This is a genomic window from Leisingera sp. CC-HEC096 (genome assembly GCF_059429235.1).
The window spans coordinates 617,026-637,275 of record NZ_JCAIJS010000001.1; the positions used below are offsets into that span (position 1 = coordinate 617,026).

A 20,250-nucleotide genomic window follows, 5' to 3' on the forward strand; every position below is an offset into this window, starting at 1 on the left:
ACCGCCGTTGCGGCTGACAGGAAAAGCGCAGGCCCGCCGGCTTCTGCCCGGCGGGCCCATTTTTTGCTTTGAGAGAACTTTGTAAATACTCCGGCAATTCTGCCAGGATAATGAATTACACGTATGAGGGGCAGATATTCGTGTTAGCATCCCCTCATGGGAGAGATCCACGCTCATACCCCTGAGGGGCAGAGGCCAGACGGAAACCCGCCGCAATACGTGTGTTTCTGCCAGCGGCCCGAGACTCCGGATTGCACAGTGCGCCACGCGCCGTGCGGGCGTGCAGCCCTGTTGGATGTGGCCAGCAGCAGCTGCGAGCTGCCGCTGATGGCGCTGTGCGAGGCGGCGCACCGGCGCAAGCATGAAACCGGCCGTGCCCAGGTACTGATCCTGTTTGAGGCCGAACCGGTTGCTCCGCCGCTTGCGGCGTCGCCGCAGGAAGCAGAGAGCGGGGCGGACATGACACCTGTTCTTGTTTGCTGCCTAGAGAAAATCGGCCACGCCGACCTGCTGCATGCGCTGGCCTGCGGATTTGACGTCATTCACCTGCAATCTTGCCCTGGTTCTGCCGCCAGGACGCACCAGCAGCAGCAGGTGGAATTGGCCCGCGTTCTGGGCGGGCTGGGCAGGGTCCTTCTTTTCGAGGATGCCGGCATTCTCGCACGGCGTCTGGAGGCGGGGATCTTTCCGTTCCCCTCCGTCGCACCCGACGTGCTGGCGGTGGGCAACCGCAGGGATACCGCGCGGGCCAGCGCCGCGGCGCTGCTGCCGGCCAGGGCCGTCACTATCGCATTGCCGGAGCAAGCCCCATATGGGGCGGTCAGTCTGGACGAAACCCGCTGCACCCATTGCAGCAGCTGTGTCTGGGTCTGCCCGTCGGACGCGTTGAGCCTGACAGAAGACGGCAGCGCGCTGAGCTTTGTGGAATCCTTGTGCTTTCAGTGCGGCCTGTGCGTTTCGATCTGCCCGCAGCGGGCGCTGAGCATGGAGCCGGGTATGGATCTGACCGCGTCAGCGGTTTTGCCGCATCTGCTGTCGGGGCAAGACAATCGGGCAGGGGACAGCAGCGCAGAGGAAGGGCACACAGGCGTGCCGCCGGTTCAGCCCGCGGGATAGCTGTGGCTGCCTTGCGCGGGCCTGGCGGCGCTTAGCTCTGTTCCAGGAAACCGCCGTACTGGCCGCGTTTGAAGATCAGCCCCTTGCCTGGACGGGTGGTCACGCTGGCCACCTCACCGATCACGATAGTGTGGTCGCCTGCCGGATGGGCTGCAAAGCGGCGGCAGTCGAACCGGGCAATCACCCCCTCCAGCGCCGGTGCGCCTTGCGCGTTCGGCTGCCAGGCGGCGGCTGCGAAGTCCTCGCCGTTGGCGGCAAAATGCTTGGCCAGGCCGAGCTGGTCCTCTGCCATCACGTGAATCGCGAAATGCTCTGCCGCGACAAAGGCGCCGTGGCGCAGCGAGGCCTTGGCCGGGCACCACAGCAGCAGCGGCGGCTCCAATGAGACCGATGTGAAGCTGTTGACGGTGATCGCCAGGGGGCCGCGCGGGGTCTGGGTGGTGATAACCGTCACCCCGGTGCCGAAGCAGCCGAGCGCATCGCGGTAGGCCCGGGCGGTGTCCGGCCCGGGGATGAAGCTGGTGTCGGCCATATCGCGCGCCTTTTGTTCGTTCCGGCCAGTGACCTGCCACGCATGGGCGTGATTGTCTAGCCAGGGTCAGAGCACTAATTCATGTCCTCGATAAGGCGGCCGTGCTTGCGGGTCTCCTCCAGCACCGCGCCAAAGGTGGTGAGACCGCGGGCCTCCAGCATGGGCAGCATCTTGCAGAACACTTCCGCTGTGGCTTGGGCATCCCCCATTGCGGTGTGGCGCAGAGCCGGTGGTATCGTCACCTCCAGCCGTTCGCACAGCGCATCCAGCGTGTGGCTCTGCGAGGCGCCGAACAGCACCGCGCTCAGCAGCACGGTGTCCAGGACCGGCTGCTCCCAGGTGACGCCCGCGCGCTTAGCGTGGCGGCGCAGAAAGGCCATGTCGAAAGGCGCGTTATGCGCGACGATCACAGCGTCCGAGGCAAAGCGGTGGAACCCGCGGGCGGCTTCACCAATGTCCGGCGCGCCTTGGACCATGGCATCGCTGACGCCATGCACCTTGGTGGAGGCAGCGGGGATTGGCGTGCCGGGATCGACCAGCGTCTCGAACTGCTCGCCCTGGATGATGCGGTTGCGCACCACCCGCAGCGCGCCGATCTGCACGATCTCGTCCTTATGCGGCAGCAGGCCGGTGGTTTCGGTGTCAAACACCACATAGCTGAGGTGCGAGAGTTTGCGGTGGTCCAGCTCTGCGTGCTCCGTGTCCAGCAGGGCAAAATCATAAACCAGCGGGCGCGAGTCATCAGGGGCGAGGCCCGCATGGGTGCCTTCGAACAGGATAATATAGCCGGGCGCGCCGCCCAGCGGTTTCAGCCGCAGATCGAACACTTGGGCGCCGCTGGCGCTTTTGACTTCGGCCTTAACCTCCATGCCGCTGCGCACCAGCCGGCCATAGGCGGCCTCCAGCCCGGTCAGGTCCAGATAATCGGACAGCGGCGCATTGAGCCGCGGCGGCGCTTCCTGCGCCAGCACCGCGGCGGCCTGGCCGTCATAGAGCACGATCTGATGCGCGGGGCTGGCCATCACGGTGGCTATGGGAATATCCGTCAGCAGTGCGGCGAGGCGGGTCTTCTCCGCTTCCAGATGCTCGGTCTCGCGGGCGATGGCCTCCGCCGCGCTGAGGGCAGAGTCGCCCAGCTGGCCCGCCAGACCCTCGGCAGCGGCCGCCAGATCGCCCAGGTAGCGGGCGCCGTGGGTGTCCAGCTCCTTGTTCACCCCGGCATGGGCCCGGGCGCGCATCCCTGCTGCCAGCCGTTCGATCGGCTTGGCCACGTTCTCGTCAAACAGCAGCCAGACCCCGGCGCACAGCCCAAGCATGGCAAAGCTGCTGAGCAGGCCGGAGAAGATGAAGGCATCGGTCAGACCCGGCTGGCCCGCGCGGCTGTAACCAAGCCACAACGCGCCGCCGGTGACGGCGATGCCGCCCAGCGCGAGCAGGCAGAAGAACAGGAAAACCCGCAGGCGCAGGCTGAGACGTGACAGCATCGCTACTCTCCGCAGGCCGTGTTCAGAAGCGCGTCTTCCGGGCCGCCGGCAACCCAGTCGAGTCCCGTGGGCAGGCTGTTGCCGGAAAAGACGGTGCCGCTTGCCACCAGCGCGCGGCGCCATTTGCCGCAGTCCAGCACCGCAGGCCGCTTGCTCACCGGTGCCCAGCGGCCGAAGAAATAGACCTCGGCCAGATAGACCTGCGGATGCGCCTCGTGGCTTTTCATGGTGGCGGTGTCGAGTGCGGCAAAGCGGTCCACGTAAGGCACGGCATAGGTCCAGGGGCGGTAAAAGCTCTGGTTGTGAACGGTTTCCGCCACTTCCAGCCCTTCAGGCAGGGCCGCTTTGGTGCGCCCGTACCATCCGTATTCGGAGGCGATGGTGACGCCGATCATCGCAAGCCCCGCAGCCACCGGCGCCATCCAGCGCGGCAGCCGCCCTTTCAGCGTCCGGTTCAGCAGCATCACCACGCCCGCCGCGGCGATGCCTGCAAAAATCACCGCAATCAGTTCCAGAAACATCCCAACTCCCCGATGGCCCCCGGCCTTTTCATCTTTCCCAAAATACTCCCGCCGGAGGCTCCCGGGCTCTCCGCAGGCGCTGCCGTCAGCTCAGCATTCCCTTACCGTGCCCAACCGCCGATTGCATTGTCTTTACCACAACAAAGGCGTCGCGCAGATGACTTCGCTCAAAATCCGACAGATCCGACGGCGCCAGATAATTGTCCGGAGCCTGGCCGCTGCGGATCTGCGCCGCCTGATGCTCAAGCCGGGTCTGGGCGATCAGGTCGTAGGCGTCCAGCAGATCGCGCGCGCCGGAGGGGCTGAGCACGCCCGCGGCCTCTGCCGCTTCCAGCCGGGCGCGGGTGTTGACCTCCGCCAGCTGGCCTTGCAGCGCGTAGATGCGGCCCAGGTCCACCACCGGCACGACGCCATTGTGCTTCATGTCCAGCGTGTTGCGGTGCTCGCCCGAGCGGATGGTGGCCAGCCCGCGCAAGAGGCCCAGCGGCGGGGCGTGCTTCAGCGAGTTGGCGATCATGTGGGCAGTGAAAATCGAATTGGCGCTGGCGGCCTTCAGGGTCTCCTGCTGCAGATCGGCAAACAGCGCGGTATCGCCGCCAATGGGGCGCAGGTCAAACATCACAGAGGCCAGCATCTGCGCCTCCGGGTTCGGCTTGGCGATCCAGCCGCGGAAATAGTCGCGCCAGACCCGCAGCGGCTGCCGCCAGCGGGGATTGGAGGCCATCATGTCACCCGGGCAATAGACATAGCCGCAGGTGTTGAGCCCGTCGCAGACAAATTTGGCGAGCTGCTCGAAATAGGCCTCATCGCCTTCGTCCAGATCATCGGACAGGATCAGGCAGTTGTCCTGATCTGACACCCCGGTCTGCTCGCGCCGCCCTTGCGAGCCGCAGGCGAGCCACAGGTAAGGCACCGGGGCGGGGCCTAGTTTTTCCTCCGCCAGCGCCAGCAGGCGGCGGGTCGCGGTGTCGGCGATGTCGGTGATCAGCCGTGTCACCACCTCATGCCGGTTGCCGCCCGCCACCAGCTGCACCAGCAGGCGGGGGATTTCGGCGGTGACATTGGCCATGTCCTCAGCCGAGCAGGCACGGGCGATGGCAGAGACCATCTCGCCCGAGCTGACCGCCTGAAAGCGGGTGAGGTCGGTTTGGGTGACGATGCCCGCGAGCCGCCCGGCCTCGACCACCGGGATGTGGCCGATGCCGTGCTCCATCATCATGTGCAGCACGTCCGAACCAATCGCGGAGGGTGCCAGGGTCAGAGGGTCCGGGGTCATCACGTTGCAAACCGGGGTGGAGATCGGCTTGCCCGCGGCGAGGATTTTGGCGGTCAGGTCGCGGGTGGTGAGGATGCCTTGCAGGCTGTCCCCATCGGTCACGCAGACGGAGGAGATGCGGCGGTCACGCATCAGCTGCGCCGCGCCCTGGCAGGTGAGGCCGCCGGAACAGGTGACGGGATCGCGCGCCATGATCGCCTCGACCCGTGTGGTGGCCAGGCTGCCGGTGTCCGTGCTGCCGGGGCGGCGGCGGTCGAAGAATTTGGCGACCTTGGGCTGGCTGGCCATCAGGGCATGGAAATCCGCCTTGGGCAGCAGCAGCAGGATTGTGTCCTTGGTTGCCCGGGCAGAGGTCACCGCCCGGCCGCCGCGGGTCAACCCGCGCTCGCCAAAGGAATTGCGTGGGCCGAGGATGGAGACGGGGATGCCGTTCTCATCGGTCACTTCCACCTCGCCGGTATGGACCAGGTAGAGCCCATGCAGCTCCTCGTTCAACGCATAGACGGGGGCGCCTGCTGCGGCCTCGATCTGGCGGAACTTGGGGGCCAGCTCCTGCAACAGCGCCGGTTCCAGGCTGTCGTAGGGGTGGACCGAGGTCAGGAAGCGGAGCAGCGCGGCGTCAGATAGGGGCATGTTGGTACCTGCGTGAAATCAGGAAAAAAATGGTCCCGCCGAGTGTGAACCGGACGGGACCATGAGGAAAGAGGCGGGCCGCTGGGAGCAGCCCGCCCAGGGGAGTTTAGTGGTCCTGTGCGGCCCCGGCGCCGCGCGGGATGCGGACGCTTTCCACCAGCTCTTCGATCTCGGCGGGGATCGCCTCGCTCGACTTCGACACCATGAAGGCCACCGCGAAGTTCACCATTGCGCCAATCGCACCGAAGGAGGTGGATTTGATGGTGCCCAGCAGCGGGTCCGCATCGGTGAAGGAGTTGGTGCCCGGGATGAACAGCCAGCCCTTGTGCAGGAAGATGTAGACCAGGGTCACGATCAGGCCTGCCAGCATGCCGGCCACGGCGCCCTTGTTGTTCACCTTGGTGAAGATGCCCATCATCAGCGCCGGGAAGATCGAGGCTGCGGCCAAGCCGAAGGCCAGTGCAACAGTCTGCGCGGCAAAGCCCGGCGGGTTCAGACCCAGGTAGGTTGCCACACCGATGGCCACGGCCATGGCGATACGGGCCGACAGCAGCTCGCCTTTTTCCGAGATGTTCGGGTTGATCGAGCCTTTGATCAGGTCATGCGACACAGCCGAGGAGATCGCCAGCAGCAGGCCCGCAGCGGTCGACAGTGCAGCCGCCAGGCCGCCAGCCGCCACCAGACCGATCACCCAGCTGGGCAGGTTGGCGATTTCCGGGTTGGCCAGAACCAGGATGTCGCGGTTGAACTTGGTCAGCTCATTGCCGGCCCAGCCGTTTGCCGCGGCAGTTGCCTGCAGCTCTTCGGACTGGTCGTTGTAGTACTGGATCGCGCCGTCGCCGTTCTTGTCTTCCCAAGCCAGCAGGCCGGTTTTCTGCCAAGTGGCCATCCAGTCGTACTTCGGATCGTTTTCGATCTGCTGCACGGTCACGGCACCGCCTTCGATGCCGCCGTTCGGCCACATCATTTCGGTGATGTTCAGGCGTGCCATGGCGCCAACAGCCGGAGCGGTCAGATACAGCAGCGCGATGAACACCAGGGTCCAGCCGGCCGACCAGCGGGCGTCAGCCACGCGCGGCACGGTGAAGAAGCGCATGATCACGTGGGGCAGGCCCGCGGTGCCGATCATCAGCGACAGGGTGAACAGCACCATGTTGAAGGTGTCGGCGTGGTGCAGCGTGTACTCCTTGAAGCCCAGCTCGGTCACGATGGCGTCCAGCTTGGCCAGCAGCGGCTCACCCGAAGCGGCGTGGTCGCCGAACAGGCCCAGGGCCGGGATCGGGTTGCCGGTCAGCTGCAGCGAGATGAAGATCGCCGGGATGGTGTAGGCGGTGATCAGCACGCAGTACTGGGCCACCTGGGTGTAGGTCACGCCCTTCATGCCGCCGAACACGGCGTAGGCAAAGACCACACAGGCACCGATCAGCAGGCCCGCGGTGTTGGAGACCTCCAGAAAGCGGCCGAAGGCCACGCCGACGCCGGTCATCTGGCCGATCACGTAGGTGGTCGAGGCGACGATCAGGCAGATCACAGCCACCACGCGCGCGGTCGGGGAATAGAACCGGTCGCCGATGAACTCGGACACGGTGTACTTGCCGAACTTGCGCAGGTAGGGGGCCAGCAGCAGCGCCAGCAGAACGTAGCCGCCGGTCCAGCCCATCAGGAAGGTGGAGTTGTCATAGCCGGTAAAGGCGATGAGGCCCGCCATCGAGATGAAGGAGGCCGCCGACATCCAGTCGGCTGCGGTTGCCATGCCGTTGGTGACAGGGTGAACACCCCGGCCTGCGGCATAGAATTCAGATGTGGAGCCCGCGCGGGCCCAGATCGCGATGCCGATGTAGAGCGCAAAGGACGCGCCCACAAACAGCAGGTTGATGGTAAACTGGTCCATCTTATTCTTCCTCCACGCCGTATTCGCGGTCCAGCTTGTTCATCCGGAACGCGTAGAAAAAGATCAGCCCCAGGAACACCAGGATCGAGCCTTGCTGGGCGAACCAGAAGCCCAGGTCGCTGCCGCCGACCTTGATGCCCGCAAGCATCGGGCGCAGCAGGATGCCGAAGCCGAATGAAACAACAGCCCAAATCACCAGGCTGACTAGAATGATGCGCACGTTCGCCGCCCAATAGCCTTTATCGGCTTCGGCGGTTTTTGCCGCATTTGTGGTTTGATCCGCCATGGCGGCTCCTCCTTCTTCCTCCTGAGCCGCCGCGGGGGACCGGGCAGGCTCTCTCCGTTTGCCTGGCTCCGTGTCAGGGGGCGCAGGCATGACTCCTCCGGTCCGCCAAGGCGGTGCCGATGGGTATTCCAATGTCCGGGAGACGGGGTCCTGCCGGCAGGGCAGGCCCCGTTTCTTGTTCGTTAGCTGGTGGCCTTGGTCACGATGGCCGCCATATCCTGGGCGATGTCGTCGATACCGCCCATGGCATCTGTGGTTTGCAGCACGCCCTTGCCGCCGTAGTAGGCAATCAGCGGCGCGGTCTGCGCGTGATAGGCCTCCAGCCGGCTGGCAACGGTCTCTGCATTGTCATCGGCGCGGCGCTTCATTTCGGTGCCGCCGCACTTGTCGCATTTGCCCGCCTCGGCAGGCTGCTTGAAGCTGTCGTGATAGCCCTCGCCGCAGCCGCCGCAGGTGTAGCGGCCGGAAATCCGCTCGACCATCGCGGCGTCGTCCACCTCCAGGCTGATCGCCGCATTGATCTTCTGATTGGTTTCCGCCAGCAGGCCGTCCAGCGCTTCGGCCTGCACGGTGGTGCGGGGGAAGCCGTCGAGGATCACGCCCTTGGCGCAATCCGGCTCTGCCAGACGGTCGCGCAGGATGTTGATCACGATCTCATCGCTGACCAGCTGGCCTGCTTCCATCACCGCCTTGGCGGCGAGGCCGGCGGGCGTGCCCGCGGCAACCGCCTCGCGCAAAAGGTCGCCGGTCGACAGCTGCACGTAGCCGAATTTCTCTTCAAGCATCCGCGCCTGGGTGCCCTTGCCGGCGCCCGGAGGCCCCAGCAGGATCAGAACGGCGGGACGGGTCATAACTGCCACATTCATCGTTCAATCACCCCTTGTTTGCGCGGTTTTCAATCAGGTCTTCGACCACCGACGGATCGGCGAGGGTCGAGGTGTCGCCCAGGGAGCCGAAGTCGTTCTCGGCGATCTTGCGCAGGATGCGGCGCATGATCTTGCCGGAGCGGGTTTTCGGCAGGCCCGGGGCCCACTGAATGACGTCCGGGGAGGCAATCGGGCCGATCTCGGTCCGCACCCAGGTGCGCAGTTCCTTCAGCAGTTCGTCCGAAGGCTCGCGGTCATTCATCAGGGTGACATAGCAGTAGATGCCCTGGCCCTTGATCTCATGCGGGTAGCCGACCACGGCGGCCTCGGCCACGGCGGCGTGGGCCACCAGGGCGCTTTCGACCTCAGCCGTGCCCATGCGGTGGCCGGAGACGTTGATCACGTCGTCAACGCGGCCAGTGATCCAGTAATCGCCATCCTCGTCACGGCGGCAGCCGTCGCCGGTGAAGTAATAGCCCTTGTAGTCGGAGAAATACGTTTTCTCGAACCGCTCATGGTCGCCCCAGACGGTGCGCATCTGGCCCGGCCAGCTGTCCTTGATGCACAGCACGCCTTCGACGCCATTGCCTTCGATCTCAATACCGGACTGCGGGTCCAGAACCACCGGCTGGATGCCGAAGAAGGGTTTCATCGCTGCGCCCGGCTTCATCGCGTGGGCGCCCGGCAGCGGGGTCATCAGGTGGCCGCCGGTCTCGGTCTGCCACCAGGTGTCGACGATCGGGCATTTGCCCTTGCCGACCACGTCGTTGTACCAGGTCCAGGCTTCGGGGTTGATCGGTTCGCCCACGGTACCCAGCACCTTGAGATCGCTCAGATCGCACTTTTCGACCCATTCATTGCCCTGGCCCATCAGGGCACGCAGCGCGGTGGGGGCAGTGTAGAACTGGTTCACCTTGTGCTTTTCGCAGACCTGCCAGAAGCGGGAGGCATCGGGGTAGGTCGGCACGCCTTCGAACATCAGGGTGGTGGCGCCATTGGCCAGCGGGCCATAGACGATATAGCTGTGGCCGGTCACCCAGCCCACGTCCGCGGTGCACCAGTAGATGTCGCCGTCGTGGTAATCAAAGGTGATCTCATGGGTCATTGCGGCATAGGTCAGGTAGCCGCCGGAAGTGTGCACCACGCCCTTGGGCTGGCCGGTGGAGCCGGAGGTGTAGAGGATGAACAGCGGATCCTCGGCGTTCATCTCGGCCGGCTTGCAGTAGTCGTCCGCTTCCAGCGCCATCTCGTTGTAGTCATAGTCGCGCCCGTCGACCCAGGTGGTCTGGCCGCCGGTGCGCTTGACTACCAGGCATTTCACCGTGTCCTTAGTGTGCAGCAGGGCGGCGTCGGCGTTCGATTTCAGCGGGGTCTTGCGGCCGCCGCGCGGCGCCTCGTCGGCTGTGATGATCACCTTGGCGTCGCAGCCGTTGATGCGGGCGGCCAGCGCGTCGGGGGAGAAGCCGGCGAAGACGATCGAATGAATGGCGCCGATGCGGGCGCAGGCCAGCATGGCATAGGCCGCTTCGGGGATCATCGGCAGGTAGATAACAACCCGGTCGCCTTTGCGCACGCCCATTGTTTCCAGGATGTTGGCCATCCGGCAGGTGCGGCGGTGCAGCTCCTTATAGGTAATGTGCTGCGCGTCCTCGTTCGGATCATCCGGCTCCCAGATGATCGCGGTCTGGTCGCCGCGGGTGTCCAGGTGGCGGTCGATGCAGTTGGCGGAGACGTTCAGGGTGCCGTCGGCAAACCAGTTGATCGAAACATTGCCGAAGTTGTAGTTCACGTCCTTCACCTGGTTGAAGGGCTTGATCCAGTCGATGCGCTTGCCTTGCTGGCCCCAGAAGGCTTCCGGGTCGTTCAGCGAGGCGTCATACATCTCCTGGTATTTCGCGGCATTGACATGCGCGCGGGCAACGGTTTCGTCGGATGGCGGATAGACAGCGTCTGCGTGCAGCGCGTTCATTCGGTTTCCTCCCAGAAATTTTATTGGCAAGACAAACGACACCGCAGTGCCGTGGCTGTCAAACCGTTTCCTCCTGGGCATTGATAATACCGCGTGCTGAAAATTTGTGAATAAGCGACCGGTTTTTAAGCATTTCATTGTCAACGAATTTCCCCTTGGGTTGCGGTTCTGTAAATGTTTTGACAGCCGCATACGCTGCATTTGGGAAAAACAAAGGTTTAGGTGTAAACGCTTTTGCGGTCGTTTTGCGGGTGAAACCAGGGCGGATTGACCAAAGGGCAGCCTGGGCAGCGGAAACAGGCCCAGCCGTGCTGCGGCATATTGTGCCAGGCCGCCCGGCGGCGGGCCGCACGCAGGCGCCCCGTGGCTGAACGCGAGTCGCTGCGTCACCTTTTTGCCGGGGGGTTGGCAGGGCGCGGCCTTGCGGCTAGCCTGTCGGGCAAGCGTCCGCCTGCCGCACGTGCAGCGGGCAAAAAGGGCGCAATCCGGGAGAGTTACATCATGAACAGATTTCTGACCGCCGCTGTGGCGGCGACTGCTGGCATTGCAATGGCGGGCGAGGCTGCCGCAACGGAGTGGAACGTGTCCCTGTGGGGCAAGCGCCGCGCCTTTACCGAGCATGTGGAGAAACTGGCAGAGCTGGTTTCTGAAAAGACCAATGGCGAGTTCACCCTGAACATCAGCTATGGCGGCCTCAGCAAGAACAAGGAAAACCTCGACGGCATCTCCATCGGCGCCTTTGAGATGGCCCAGTTCTGCGCGGGCTACCACCGCGACAAGAACCCCTCGATCACAGTGCTGGAGCTGCCGTTCCTGGGCGTGAACACGCTGGAGGAAGAGGTGGCCGTGTCCCACGCGGTCTATGCCCACCCTGCGGTTGAGGCCGATCTGGCGCGCTGGAACGCCAAGCTGCTGATGACCTCGCCGATGCCGCAGTACAATATCGTCGGTACCGGCGAGCCGCGCGATGAACTGGCAGAGTTCAAGGACATGCGGGTGCGCGCCACCGGCGGTATCGGCCAGGCGTTTTCCGCCGTTGGCGCAGTCCCGACCTCGGTGACCGCGACCGAGGCCTATAACGCGATGGAATCCGGCGTTGTCGACACCGTCGCCTTTGCCCAGCACGCGCACCTCAGCTTTGGCACCATCAACAAGGCCGACTGGTGGACCGCCAACCTGAACCCCGGCACCGTGAACTGCCCGGTGGTGGTCAACACCGATGCCTATGATGCCCTCAGCGACGCCGAGCGCGAGGCGCTGGACAGCTCGGTCGAGGAGGCGATTGCCCATTACCTCGACAACTACGGCGCGCTGCTGACCAAATGGGACAGCGTTCTGGAGGAAAAGGGCGTCGAAAAGGTGATGATCTCCGACGACCAGCTGGCTGAGTTCCGCAAGGTTGCCGCCGATCCGATCCGCGAGCAGTGGATCAAGGACATGAGCGGCCAGGGCCTGCCGGCGCAGGAACTTTACGATCTGGTGCAGAAAACCCTCAGCGACCACCGCTCGGGCAGCTGAGCCTGACATGATACGGAAGGGCCGGGCGACAGTTCCGGCCCTTCCTGTCTTTGACTTTCGGAAAGATGGGGGCAGGGCATGGCGGCAGGAGCAGCAGTCCTGGAGGATGGGAGCCTGATCAGCCGGCTGGACCGCGGGTTATTGAAAGCCGAGCGCCTGCTGGCGCTGCTGAGCGGGATTGCGGTGTTCTCGCTGATGATCCTGGCGGTGGTCTCGGTCGGCGGACGCAACGCGATGAACGCGCCTTTGCCAGGCTATGTCGACTGGATCGAGCAGATCATGCCGCTGATTGCCTTCATGGGCATCGCCTATGTGCAGCGCGAGGGCGGTCACATCCGCATGGACATCTTCATCGGTGCCCTCAGGGGGCGGGCGCTGTGGCTGTTTGAGCTGGTCTCGGTCGTGCTGATCCTGTTGCTGATCCTGGCGCTGGTCTGGGGCAGCTGGGCGCATTTCCAGCGCTCTTTCGACTTTGCCGCACCGATGTGGAGCCGCGACAGCTCCATCGACATCGGCCTGCCGATCTGGCCCGCCAAGCTGCTGGCGCCGGTGGCCTTTGCGGTACTGGCGTTGCGGCTGGTGCTGCAAATCTGGGGCTACGGCCGTGCCTTCGTCTTGGGGCTGGAGGCACCGGTGGCTGTGCCGCTGGTCCAGAGCGCGGCGGAGCAGGCGGCGGCAGAGGCGGATCAGCTGGCCGGCCATGACAGCAGCACTGGTGATAATTCTACTGGCGGGCAGGGGTAAGGCGCATGGAACCCATTGAAATCGGCCTGTGGGTCACGGGCGGCCTGCTGGCGATGGTGGTCCTGGGGATGCGGGTGGCCTTTGCGGCCGGCCTTGCGGGGCTCATCGGCCTCATTTGGATCTTCTGGGCCAAGTTCGGCTATGACCCGGCCCGGTTCGGCAAGGCGCTGACCGTCTCCGTCAAGATCGCAGGCCAAGTGCCGCATTCCAAGGTGTCCAGCCAGGCGCTGAGCCTGATCCCGACCTTCATCCTGATCGGCTATTTGGCCTATTACGCGGGGCTGACCCGCGCGCTGTTCACCGCCGCCAAGCGCTGGATTGCCTGGCTGCCCGGCGGGCTGGCGGTCTCCACCGTCTTTGCCACCGCAGGCTTTGCCGCGGTATCGGGTGCCAGCGTGGCAACTTCCGCCGTCTTTGCCCGCATCGCCATCCCGGAGATGCTGGAGATCGGCTACAACAAGCGCTTCGCCGCAGGCGTGGTCGCAGCGGGCGGCACGCTGGCCTCGCTGATCCCGCCGTCGGCGATCCTGGTGATCTATGCCATCATCGTGGAGCAGGACGTGGGCAAGCTGCTGCTGGCGGGCTTCATCCCCGGCGCCTTTTCGGCGGTGATCTACGGTCTGCTGATCGTCGGTATTGCGGTGATCTTCAAATCCGTCGGCCCGCCCGTGAAGGGCTTCACTTGGGGTGAGCGGTTCGCCGCGCTGCCCGGGGCACTGCCGATCATCCTGGTGGTCGTGATCATCATCTGCTTTGTCTACAACCCCTTTGGCGGCGATGCCTGGGGCACCCCGACCGAAGGCGGTGCCATCGGGGCCTTCATCGTGTTCCTTTACGCGCTGAAGGAAGGCATGAAATGGAACGAGCTGAAATCGGCACTGCTGGAGACCGCCAAGCTGACGGTGATGATTTTCACCATCATCTGGGGGGTGCTGATCTATGTGCGCTTCCTTGGCTTTGCGGATCTGCCGGGAGCGTTTTCGGATTGGATCACCTCGCTGGAAATGCCGCCGATGCTGATCCTGATCTGCATCCTGCTGGCCTATGCGGTCTTGGGCATGTTCATGGACGCGATCGGCATGCTGCTGCTGACGCTGCCGGTGGTTTACCCGGCGGTGATGGCGCTGAATGGCGGTGAAAGCGTTGCGGCTGCTGACAGCGCCTTTGGCATGAGCGGCACCATGTGCGCGATCTGGTTCGGCATTCTGGTGGTGAAAATGGCCGAGTTCTGCCTGATCACTCCGCCGATCGGGTTAAACTGTTTCGTCGTGGCAGGCGTGCGCCCTGACCTGAGCGTGCAGGATGTGTTCCGCGGCGTGATGCCGTTCTTTGTGGCGGACGCGGTGACCATTGCGCTGCTGGTCGCCTTCCCGGGGATTGTCTTGTACCTGCCGTCCTTGGCTGGCTAGGGGGAGCGGAAGGGAAAGGCGCTCAGGGCTCACCAAAGCAGATACCCGCGTCAGACCCGCCTTCACATGATCCCTGCCTGCCAGCGCCAGCCGCCGGCCCCAATCAAAACAGCCGCATCCCCGCCTTCGGGCGGGGCCCCTCGGCGGTTTTCCTTGATCCCGCCGCCTGTCCCCGGCTGTCTGTGCTCACGCGAAGGCGGCTCCGAAGCAGATCGGCTTGGCAGGCGGCGGCGCAGGGCCTATATGGCGCGGCATGAGAGATTTTGCCCCCCTGCACCAGGCCGCGCGTTTGAGCGTCGCGCCAATGATGGACTGGACCGACCGTCACTGCCGCTATCTGCACCGGCTGCTGAGCCGGGAAGCGCTGCTGTATACAGAGATGGTGACCGCGCCGGCCCTTGTGCGCGGCGGAGCGCTGCATTTGCTGGAGTTCAATCCGCAAGAGCATCCGGTGGCGCTGCAGCTGGGCGGCTCGGACCCGGTGGAACTGGCAGAGGCAGCCCGGCTGGGCGCGGATGCGGGCTATGATGAGATCAACCTCAACTGCGGCTGCCCCAGCGACCGGGTGCAATCCGGCGCCTTCGGGGCGGTGCTGATGCAGACGCCGGAACTGGTCGCGGACTGTGTGGCCGCCATGCGCGAGGCGGTGGACGTCGAGGTCACCGTCAAGTGCCGCATCGGCGTTGATGAGCAGGAGCCGGAGGACGTGCTGCCGGATTTCCTGGAGAAGATCCGCACGGCGGGCTGCAGCCGGGTGACCATTCACGCGCGCAAGGCTTGGTTGCAGGGGCTTTCGCCGAAGGAGAACCGGGATATTCCGCCGCTGGACTATGATCTGGTGCACCAGATGAAGGCGGCGTTTCCGGATCTGCATGTCTCGATCAATGGCGGTATTGCGACACTGGCGGAGGCCAAGGCGCATCTGGACCGCGGCCTGGACGGGGTCATGGTGGGGCGGGCGGCCTATCACCAGCCTGCCGATGTTTTGTGCGCGGCGGACCCGGAGATCTATGGCACAGGCACCGTAACCAGCCCGGCAGAGGCGGTGCGGCAGATGCTGCCCTATATCGAGGCGCGGCTCAGCGAGGGCGCCAAGCTCAACCAGGTCACCCGCCACATGCTGGGGCTGTTTGCGGGTAAGCCGGGGGCGCGGCAGTGGCGGCGGATGCTGTCCGAGGGCGCTTGCCGCACCGGGGCCGGGCCGGAGCTGGTGCAGGAGGCGCTGGCGCAGGTCGAGAACCGCGCCGCGGCGTGACGGAACGCCTCACACGCTAGTGCCTTGTGCAAGCGGGGAACCGCCGCTAACCCTTTGCCGGTGAACCAAAGCCGGAGGCGCCCCGCATGACCGATCCTGCCCTGACTGCCGCCCTGTGGCCAGAGCCTGCCTTGCTGATGCAGATGGGGGCGCTTCTGGTTGTGATCGGAGCCTTTGCAGGTGTTCTGGCCGGCCTTCTGGGCGTCGGCGGCGGCATCGTGCTGGTGCCCGCGTTTTTCTATGCCTTTCAGACGCTGGGGTATGGCGGCGATCAGCTGATGCAGATCTGCCTCGCGACCTCGCTGGCGACGATCATCGTGACCTCGCTGCGCTCTGTCATGAGCCACAACAAGAAGGGCGCGGTGGATTGGGAGATCCTGCGCGGCTGGGGGATCGGCATCGCGCTTGGGGCTGTGGTTGGCGTGCTGGCGGCCTCCGCCTTGCGCTCCACCGTTCTACAGGGCGTCTTTGGCGGGCTGGCGCTGGTAATTGGCTGCTACTTGGGGCTGGGCCGGTCGGAGTGGCGGCTGGCCGAAGCGATGCCCAAGGGCGTCAAGCGGCTGGTGCTGTCGCCTGCGGTCGGCTTCCTGTCGGTGCTGATGGGGATTGGCGGCGGCAGCTTTGGGGTGCCGCTTATGACCCTGCACGGGGTGGCGGTGCACCGGGCGGTGGCGACCGCTGCGGGCTTTGGCGTGATCATTGCGGTGCCCTCGGTTGCCGGTTTCCTGCTGCTGGATGTGGACCCGGCCGCGCGGCCGCCGTTCACCATCGGCGCGGTCAATCTGGTGGCGTTCTTCATCGTGATCGCGATGACGCTGATCACCGCGCCCTGGGGGGTGAAGCTGGCCCATGCGATGGATCCGAAGCCGTTGAAGCGGGTGTTCGGGGCCTTCCTGGTGCTGGTGGCGCTCAACATGCTGCGCAAGGCCTTTGGCTACTGAGGGTATGAAGATGCAAGATCCGTTTGCGCAGTATCAGGACAAAGGCTGGGTGCGGTTCGGCCATGATCCGCAGGTCGCGGCGTGGGCGACAGATGCTTTACCGCATGGGGTAAAGGCGCTGGAGGATCCGGCAAACGCCGAGTGGTTCCAGTGCGAGCGCACCTGGTTCATCGGGGTGGATGCGCTGCGGAATGATGCCTCGGGGCGCTTGCCGGACGGGCCGCCGCTGGCCGGTGCGCCGGTGGCGTTCATCACGCGACACCTCGGGCCTATCCCGGAGCTGCACCGGGCGCAGGTGTCCTCGGTCTTTCCCGGCTACCCGCGCCCGCGCCCGGGCGAGGGCGAGGCCGCTTTCCGCTACCGCGTCAAGCGCGACGCGGCGCATGTGGACGGGGTCAAGATGTACGGCGGGCACCGCCGCCGCAAGGTGGAGGAGCCGCATGCCTGGGTGCTGGGCATCCCGCTGAATGAAAGCAGCCCGGATGCGGCGCCGCTGTCTGTCTGGGAGGGCAGCCACAGGATCATGCGCCGCGCCTTTGCTGCCGCGTTCGAGGGTGTGCCGCCGCAGGACTGGGCGGATGTGGATGTGACCGATGCCTACACGGCAGCCCGCGCCGAGGTGTTCGAGACCTGCCCGCGGATCACGGTGCACGCCAAGCCCGGCGAGTCCTATCTGATGCACCGGCTGTGCCTGCACGGGGTTGCGCCCTGGGGTGAGGGGGCAAGCGCGCCGGCAGAGGGGCGCATGATCGCCTATTTTCGCCCGGAGCTGGCGGATTGGACTAAAGGGTGGCTGGCGGAGGGGTAGGTGTCAGCTTCCAGATCTGCGTTCGATGAGCGCTAGACGTGCTCCAGCCAGACACGCAGCGTGTCTTAAGCGGCATTTCCTGACCTGAGATCAGAGGTCGAGTGGAAACGGCCTCAGCGACTTCTTTGGGTGAGCGGGATACGTCAGCTCAAAGCCGTGGACGTTTGCGAGCTTCTTGAATTGCCAATCCGGGTTTTCTATCCGCATTCCTTGGCCAAGGTCTACAAAGCGCCATTTGCCGGCGGTTGCCTTCGGTACCGCAAAGAAGGCGTGCTGATCTGACCCGGTATTGATATCCAGGATTTCGAAGCCAACTTGTAACGCCCGAGATTGGGCTGCGAGATACACGAAGCCGACGGCTTCACCGCTTTTCAGCCCTGCCTTGTCCGCTTTCTCAACCAAGTCTTTGCTTTCGTCTTGCGACCACGCGATGCCTGCGCGTTCGAAGATTTCTTCGAACCATTGCACCACTTCTGACGCTTCCTCCGCCCAGTCCACCCTGGCGAGAAGGCCGGATTTTTCCAAGGCGTAGCAGATCACCCCCGCCTTGGGGCAGTAAGCCATCAGATCATGAAAATCCTCATCGCCGGAAGCTTGACCGCTCAGGGCGTTTTCGGCGGCTTCTTTTGCGCGAGGGTTTTCTAAGGAGAGTTCGTAAACCCCCTGAAGCAGAGTTTCTCCCGGAGGAGTGCTTGTTCTCCCTTGAGCCGGCAGGGGATCTGATTTCGAGAATATGTTTAGCAGGCGTTGAAATAAGTTCATCAAATCGCTTCCGGAATTTGGAGGATTGTCCGCCAGGGAAGCAGGCGCTGCAATCTCTTGCAAGAAAATGTTTGAAGCAGCTTCGACCTGTCTTGTCCCTCCACCGAGACAAGGCTGGCGCACTTTGATTTCCCGCACCCGAAGTGGATAGGTCAGCAATCCTGCCTGAATGTTTCGCGCGCGAAACATTGGGTCAGCACCTGTTCCGCATGATTGACAGGCGCTTACCTCACCGCGCGCCGCGTTAACTGCGCTTGAGCCTCGCGCCGCGGCCGCCGCGGCGCTTGACCAGTTTGCTGGCGCGGGCGGGCAGGTCGTTCATGATGCCGGCGCGTTCCTCGTTGGTCATCTTGGACCAATCGCGGATCTCGTCGATGGAGCGGTAGCAGCCGGTGCAGATGCGGGCCTCGGGGTGGACGACGCAGATCTTGATGCAGGGGGACTGGATCTCGTCCCGTTTCCAAACGTCGTCAGTCATATCTCACCCGTTCTTCAAATGCCGCATCCGGTCCAATGCGCCTTGCAAGATATAGGAGGCCGCGACGTGGTCGATAACCTCTGCGCGGCGTTTGCGTGTCGTATCTGCTTCAAGAAGCGCTTTTTCTGCCGCCACGGTGCTGAGGCGCTCGTCCCAGAAGCTGATCGGCAGATCGGTGAGGTGGCCCAGATTGCGGGCAAAGGCGCGGGTGGACTGGCAGCGGGGGCCTTCCGTGCCGTCCATATTGCGGGGCAGACCCAAGAGGATGCCGCTGATGTCGCGCTGCTTGATGATCTCCAGCAGGCGGGCGGCATCGACAGAGAACTTCTTGCGCTTCACGGTTTCCAGGGGCGTCGCCACGGCGCCGATGCGGTCGGAGACGGCAACGCCGATGGTCTTGGTGCCTAGGTCCAGCCCCATTAGCGCGCTCATCGGTGGCAGGGCGGCGGCGAAATTCTCAAAAGCGTCGTGGATCATTCTGTAAGTCCTGCCTGCGCAGCGATGGTTTCCAGCAGCGCCAGCGCCTCTGCGTCGGCCTCAAAGGCGCCGCGGGCCTCGTCATAGACGGTGCGGGCGCGGTCGGTTTCGCCCAGCACCGACAGGGCGCCGATCAGGCGGGCCCATTCCTCGGCGCTGCCGCCTTCGGTTGCCAGCCGGTCCGACAGGCGGGTGACCATGCCGCGGATCATCTCCTGCTGCTCTTCGGCAGACAGCTCGCTGGCACCGGCCATGTCCTCGGCGCTGGGGCCGGGCAAGGCGGGGGCGGTGCCGCCGCCGGGGGTGATGGGCCGGTATTCGACACCGGCGCGGAAGGCCATCTCCTCGATCTGGCCCTGGATGCCCTTGATCCAAAGAGCGTCCGCCGGGCCGTCGCGCAGGGTTGCGGCCCATTCTCGGTAGGCGAGGTCCGGGCGGCCGATCTGGCCTAGCATCAGGCCCCAGTAATAGCGGGCCGGCCCGTGGGTGGGATCAATGGCGCGCGCTTTCTGCAGATCGGTCTGCGCCTCGGGCGAGACATAGCCGCCGGCCGCCATGATCTTGAGCTCGGCCAATTCGGTGAAGTCGCGGGCGTTGACCTTGCCCTCGGCCAGGCGGATGTAGTTGGCCTTGGCCTCATAAGCGGCCTTGAAGTTGCCGAGGTTGGCCTCGTGCTGGGCCAGCAGCGCCTGGCCCTGGGCGTCATTCTCGCGCTCGGCAGCGGTCTTGCGCAGCTGTTCAACCAGCTTGACGTAGCCTTCCTCCACCTGCGGGTTCGTCAGGGCGGGGACTTCGGCCTCGGCCTCAGCCTGCGAGGGGCGGTTTTCGGCGCGCTCGCCCGCCAGTCGGATACGGTCCTTGAGGCCGAGGTCGCCATAGCCGGGTGCGCCAAGCTGCCAGTAAAGGCCCAAGGTGCCGCCCGTGATCAGCAGCGCTGTAGCAACTGCGGAGATCAGCGACAGGGACCTGGGCTGGGCGGGGCCGGACTTGCGCTTTTGCAGCTGAGCGTCGGCGGCCAGGATGCGGCGCGAGATTTCGGTGCGGATGCGCTCTGCGTCGCCTTCATTGATGACTCCGCGGGCCAGGTCCTTGTCGACCTCGCGCAGCTGCTGGCGGTAGACGCGCAGGTCGTAGGCCGCTGCAGGTTCGCCTTGCTCACGGGCGCGAATGATGATCATTGCCAGCAGCAGCGCTGCCGCAAATGCGATAAGGGCGGTGACTGTCCAGAAAACCATGCCGTCTCCGAAGTTTGGTTTTCATCTATATGCGGGGGGCGGCGAACAA

General features: G+C 64.6%; 19 protein-coding genes. 7 read left to right on the forward strand and 12 right to left on the reverse strand.

Annotation, left to right across the window (positions count from 1 at the left end; translation table 11 throughout):
- Nucleotides 1–258 precede the first annotated feature (258 nt).
- Nucleotides 259–1,116, forward strand: a complete 858-nt coding sequence (locus AC5STI_RS03065; RefSeq protein WP_495445537.1) for a 4Fe-4S dicluster domain-containing protein — start codon at nt 259–261, stop codon at nt 1,114–1,116.
- 31 nt (nt 1,117–1,147) lie between these two features.
- Here AC5STI_RS03065 and AC5STI_RS03070 read toward each other — a convergent pair whose 3' ends face one another.
- From AC5STI_RS03070 to acs, 8 genes are all read right to left on the reverse strand, one after another.
- A complete protein-coding gene (locus AC5STI_RS03070) occupies nt 1,148–1,648 on the reverse strand; it encodes a flavin reductase family protein (protein ID WP_475051565.1) in 501 nt (166 codons plus the stop codon).
- Nucleotides 1,649–1,722: 74 nt separating this feature from the next.
- On the reverse strand, nt 1,723–3,132 hold the full coding sequence (locus AC5STI_RS03075) for a 3'-5' exonuclease (RefSeq protein ID WP_475051568.1): 1,410 nt from the start codon (nt 3,130–3,132) through the stop codon (nt 1,723–1,725).
- A gap of 2 nt (nt 3,133–3,134) precedes the next feature.
- Nucleotides 3,135–3,653 carry a hypothetical protein gene (locus tag AC5STI_RS03080; RefSeq protein ID WP_475051571.1) on the reverse strand — a complete coding sequence of 173 codons (519 nt, stop codon included), beginning with the start codon at nt 3,651–3,653 and terminating at the stop codon, nt 3,135–3,137.
- 85 nt (nt 3,654–3,738) lie between these two features.
- Nucleotides 3,739–5,562 carry a DUF294 nucleotidyltransferase-like domain-containing protein gene (locus AC5STI_RS03085; RefSeq protein WP_495445538.1) on the reverse strand — a complete coding sequence of 608 codons (1,824 nt, stop codon included), beginning with the start codon at nt 5,560–5,562 and terminating at the stop codon, nt 3,739–3,741.
- A gap of 106 nt (nt 5,563–5,668) precedes the next feature.
- Nucleotides 5,669–7,453, reverse strand: coding sequence for a sodium:solute symporter family protein (locus AC5STI_RS03090; protein WP_495445539.1), 1,785 nt, complete (start codon nt 7,451–7,453; stop codon nt 5,669–5,671).
- A gap of 1 nt (nt 7,454) precedes the next feature.
- The gene (locus tag AC5STI_RS03095) at nt 7,455–7,739 is read right to left on the reverse strand and encodes a DUF4212 domain-containing protein (RefSeq protein WP_222503016.1); all 285 of its coding nucleotides are present in this window, start codon (nt 7,737–7,739) and stop codon (nt 7,455–7,457) included.
- A gap of 182 nt (nt 7,740–7,921) precedes the next feature.
- The gene (locus tag AC5STI_RS03100) at nt 7,922–8,605 is read right to left on the reverse strand and encodes an adenylate kinase (RefSeq protein WP_475051578.1); all 684 of its coding nucleotides are present in this window, start codon (nt 8,603–8,605) and stop codon (nt 7,922–7,924) included.
- 7 nt (nt 8,606–8,612) lie between these two features.
- Nucleotides 8,613–10,574 (reverse strand): acetate--CoA ligase, encoded by a 1,962-nt coding sequence (gene acs, locus AC5STI_RS03105; protein ID WP_495445540.1) that lies wholly within the window; start codon nt 10,572–10,574, stop codon nt 8,613–8,615.
- Between the two features lie 501 nt (nt 10,575–11,075).
- On the opposite strand from acs, the gene AC5STI_RS03110 reads away from it, so the two are divergent.
- From AC5STI_RS03110 to AC5STI_RS03135, 6 genes are all read left to right on the forward strand, one after another.
- Nucleotides 11,076–12,092: a C4-dicarboxylate TRAP transporter substrate-binding protein gene (locus AC5STI_RS03110; RefSeq protein ID WP_495445541.1), complete on the forward strand. Its 1,017-nt coding sequence runs from the start codon at nt 11,076–11,078 to the stop codon at nt 12,090–12,092.
- Nucleotides 12,093–12,170: 78 nt separating this feature from the next.
- The gene (locus AC5STI_RS03115) at nt 12,171–12,836 is read left to right on the forward strand and encodes a TRAP transporter small permease subunit (RefSeq protein ID WP_495445542.1); all 666 of its coding nucleotides are present in this window, start codon (nt 12,171–12,173) and stop codon (nt 12,834–12,836) included.
- A 5-nt stretch (nt 12,837–12,841) separates the two neighbouring features.
- Nucleotides 12,842–14,245: a TRAP transporter large permease gene (locus AC5STI_RS03120; protein WP_495445543.1), complete on the forward strand. Its 1,404-nt coding sequence runs from the start codon at nt 12,842–12,844 to the stop codon at nt 14,243–14,245.
- A 253-nt stretch (nt 14,246–14,498) separates the two neighbouring features.
- Nucleotides 14,499–15,500: a tRNA dihydrouridine(20/20a) synthase DusA gene (gene dusA / locus AC5STI_RS03125; protein ID WP_495445544.1), complete on the forward strand. Its 1,002-nt coding sequence runs from the start codon at nt 14,499–14,501 to the stop codon at nt 15,498–15,500.
- A gap of 86 nt (nt 15,501–15,586) precedes the next feature.
- Nucleotides 15,587–16,441 (forward strand): sulfite exporter TauE/SafE family protein, encoded by an 855-nt coding sequence (locus AC5STI_RS03130; protein WP_495445545.1) that lies wholly within the window; start codon nt 15,587–15,589, stop codon nt 16,439–16,441.
- 10 nt (nt 16,442–16,451) lie between these two features.
- Complete coding sequence (locus AC5STI_RS03135; protein WP_495445546.1) at nt 16,452–17,249, forward strand: hypothetical protein; 798 nt, start codon at nt 16,452–16,454, stop codon at nt 17,247–17,249.
- A gap of 90 nt (nt 17,250–17,339) precedes the next feature.
- Here the strand turns inward: AC5STI_RS03135 and AC5STI_RS03140 are convergent, their stop codons facing one another.
- The 4 genes from AC5STI_RS03140 to ccmI are packed head-to-tail and all read right to left on the reverse strand — an operon-like array spanning nt 17,340 to nt 20,201.
- A complete protein-coding gene (locus AC5STI_RS03140) occupies nt 17,340–18,200 on the reverse strand; it encodes a DUF6630 family protein (protein WP_495445547.1) in 861 nt (286 codons plus the stop codon).
- 55 nt (nt 18,201–18,255) lie between these two features.
- Nucleotides 18,256–18,489 carry a DUF1289 domain-containing protein gene (locus tag AC5STI_RS03145; RefSeq protein ID WP_039169861.1) on the reverse strand — a complete coding sequence of 78 codons (234 nt, stop codon included), beginning with the start codon at nt 18,487–18,489 and terminating at the stop codon, nt 18,256–18,258.
- Nucleotides 18,490–18,492: 3 nt separating this feature from the next.
- Nucleotides 18,493–18,966 (reverse strand): Holliday junction resolvase RuvX, encoded by a 474-nt coding sequence (ruvX, locus tag AC5STI_RS03150; protein ID WP_495445548.1) that lies wholly within the window; start codon nt 18,964–18,966, stop codon nt 18,493–18,495.
- The gene (ccmI, locus tag AC5STI_RS03155; RefSeq protein WP_495445549.1) at nt 18,963–20,201 is read right to left on the reverse strand and encodes a c-type cytochrome biogenesis protein CcmI; all 1,239 of its coding nucleotides are present in this window, start codon (nt 20,199–20,201) and stop codon (nt 18,963–18,965) included. The genes ruvX and ccmI overlap by 4 nt, the downstream gene beginning before the upstream one ends.
- Nucleotides 20,202–20,250 lie beyond the last annotated feature (49 nt).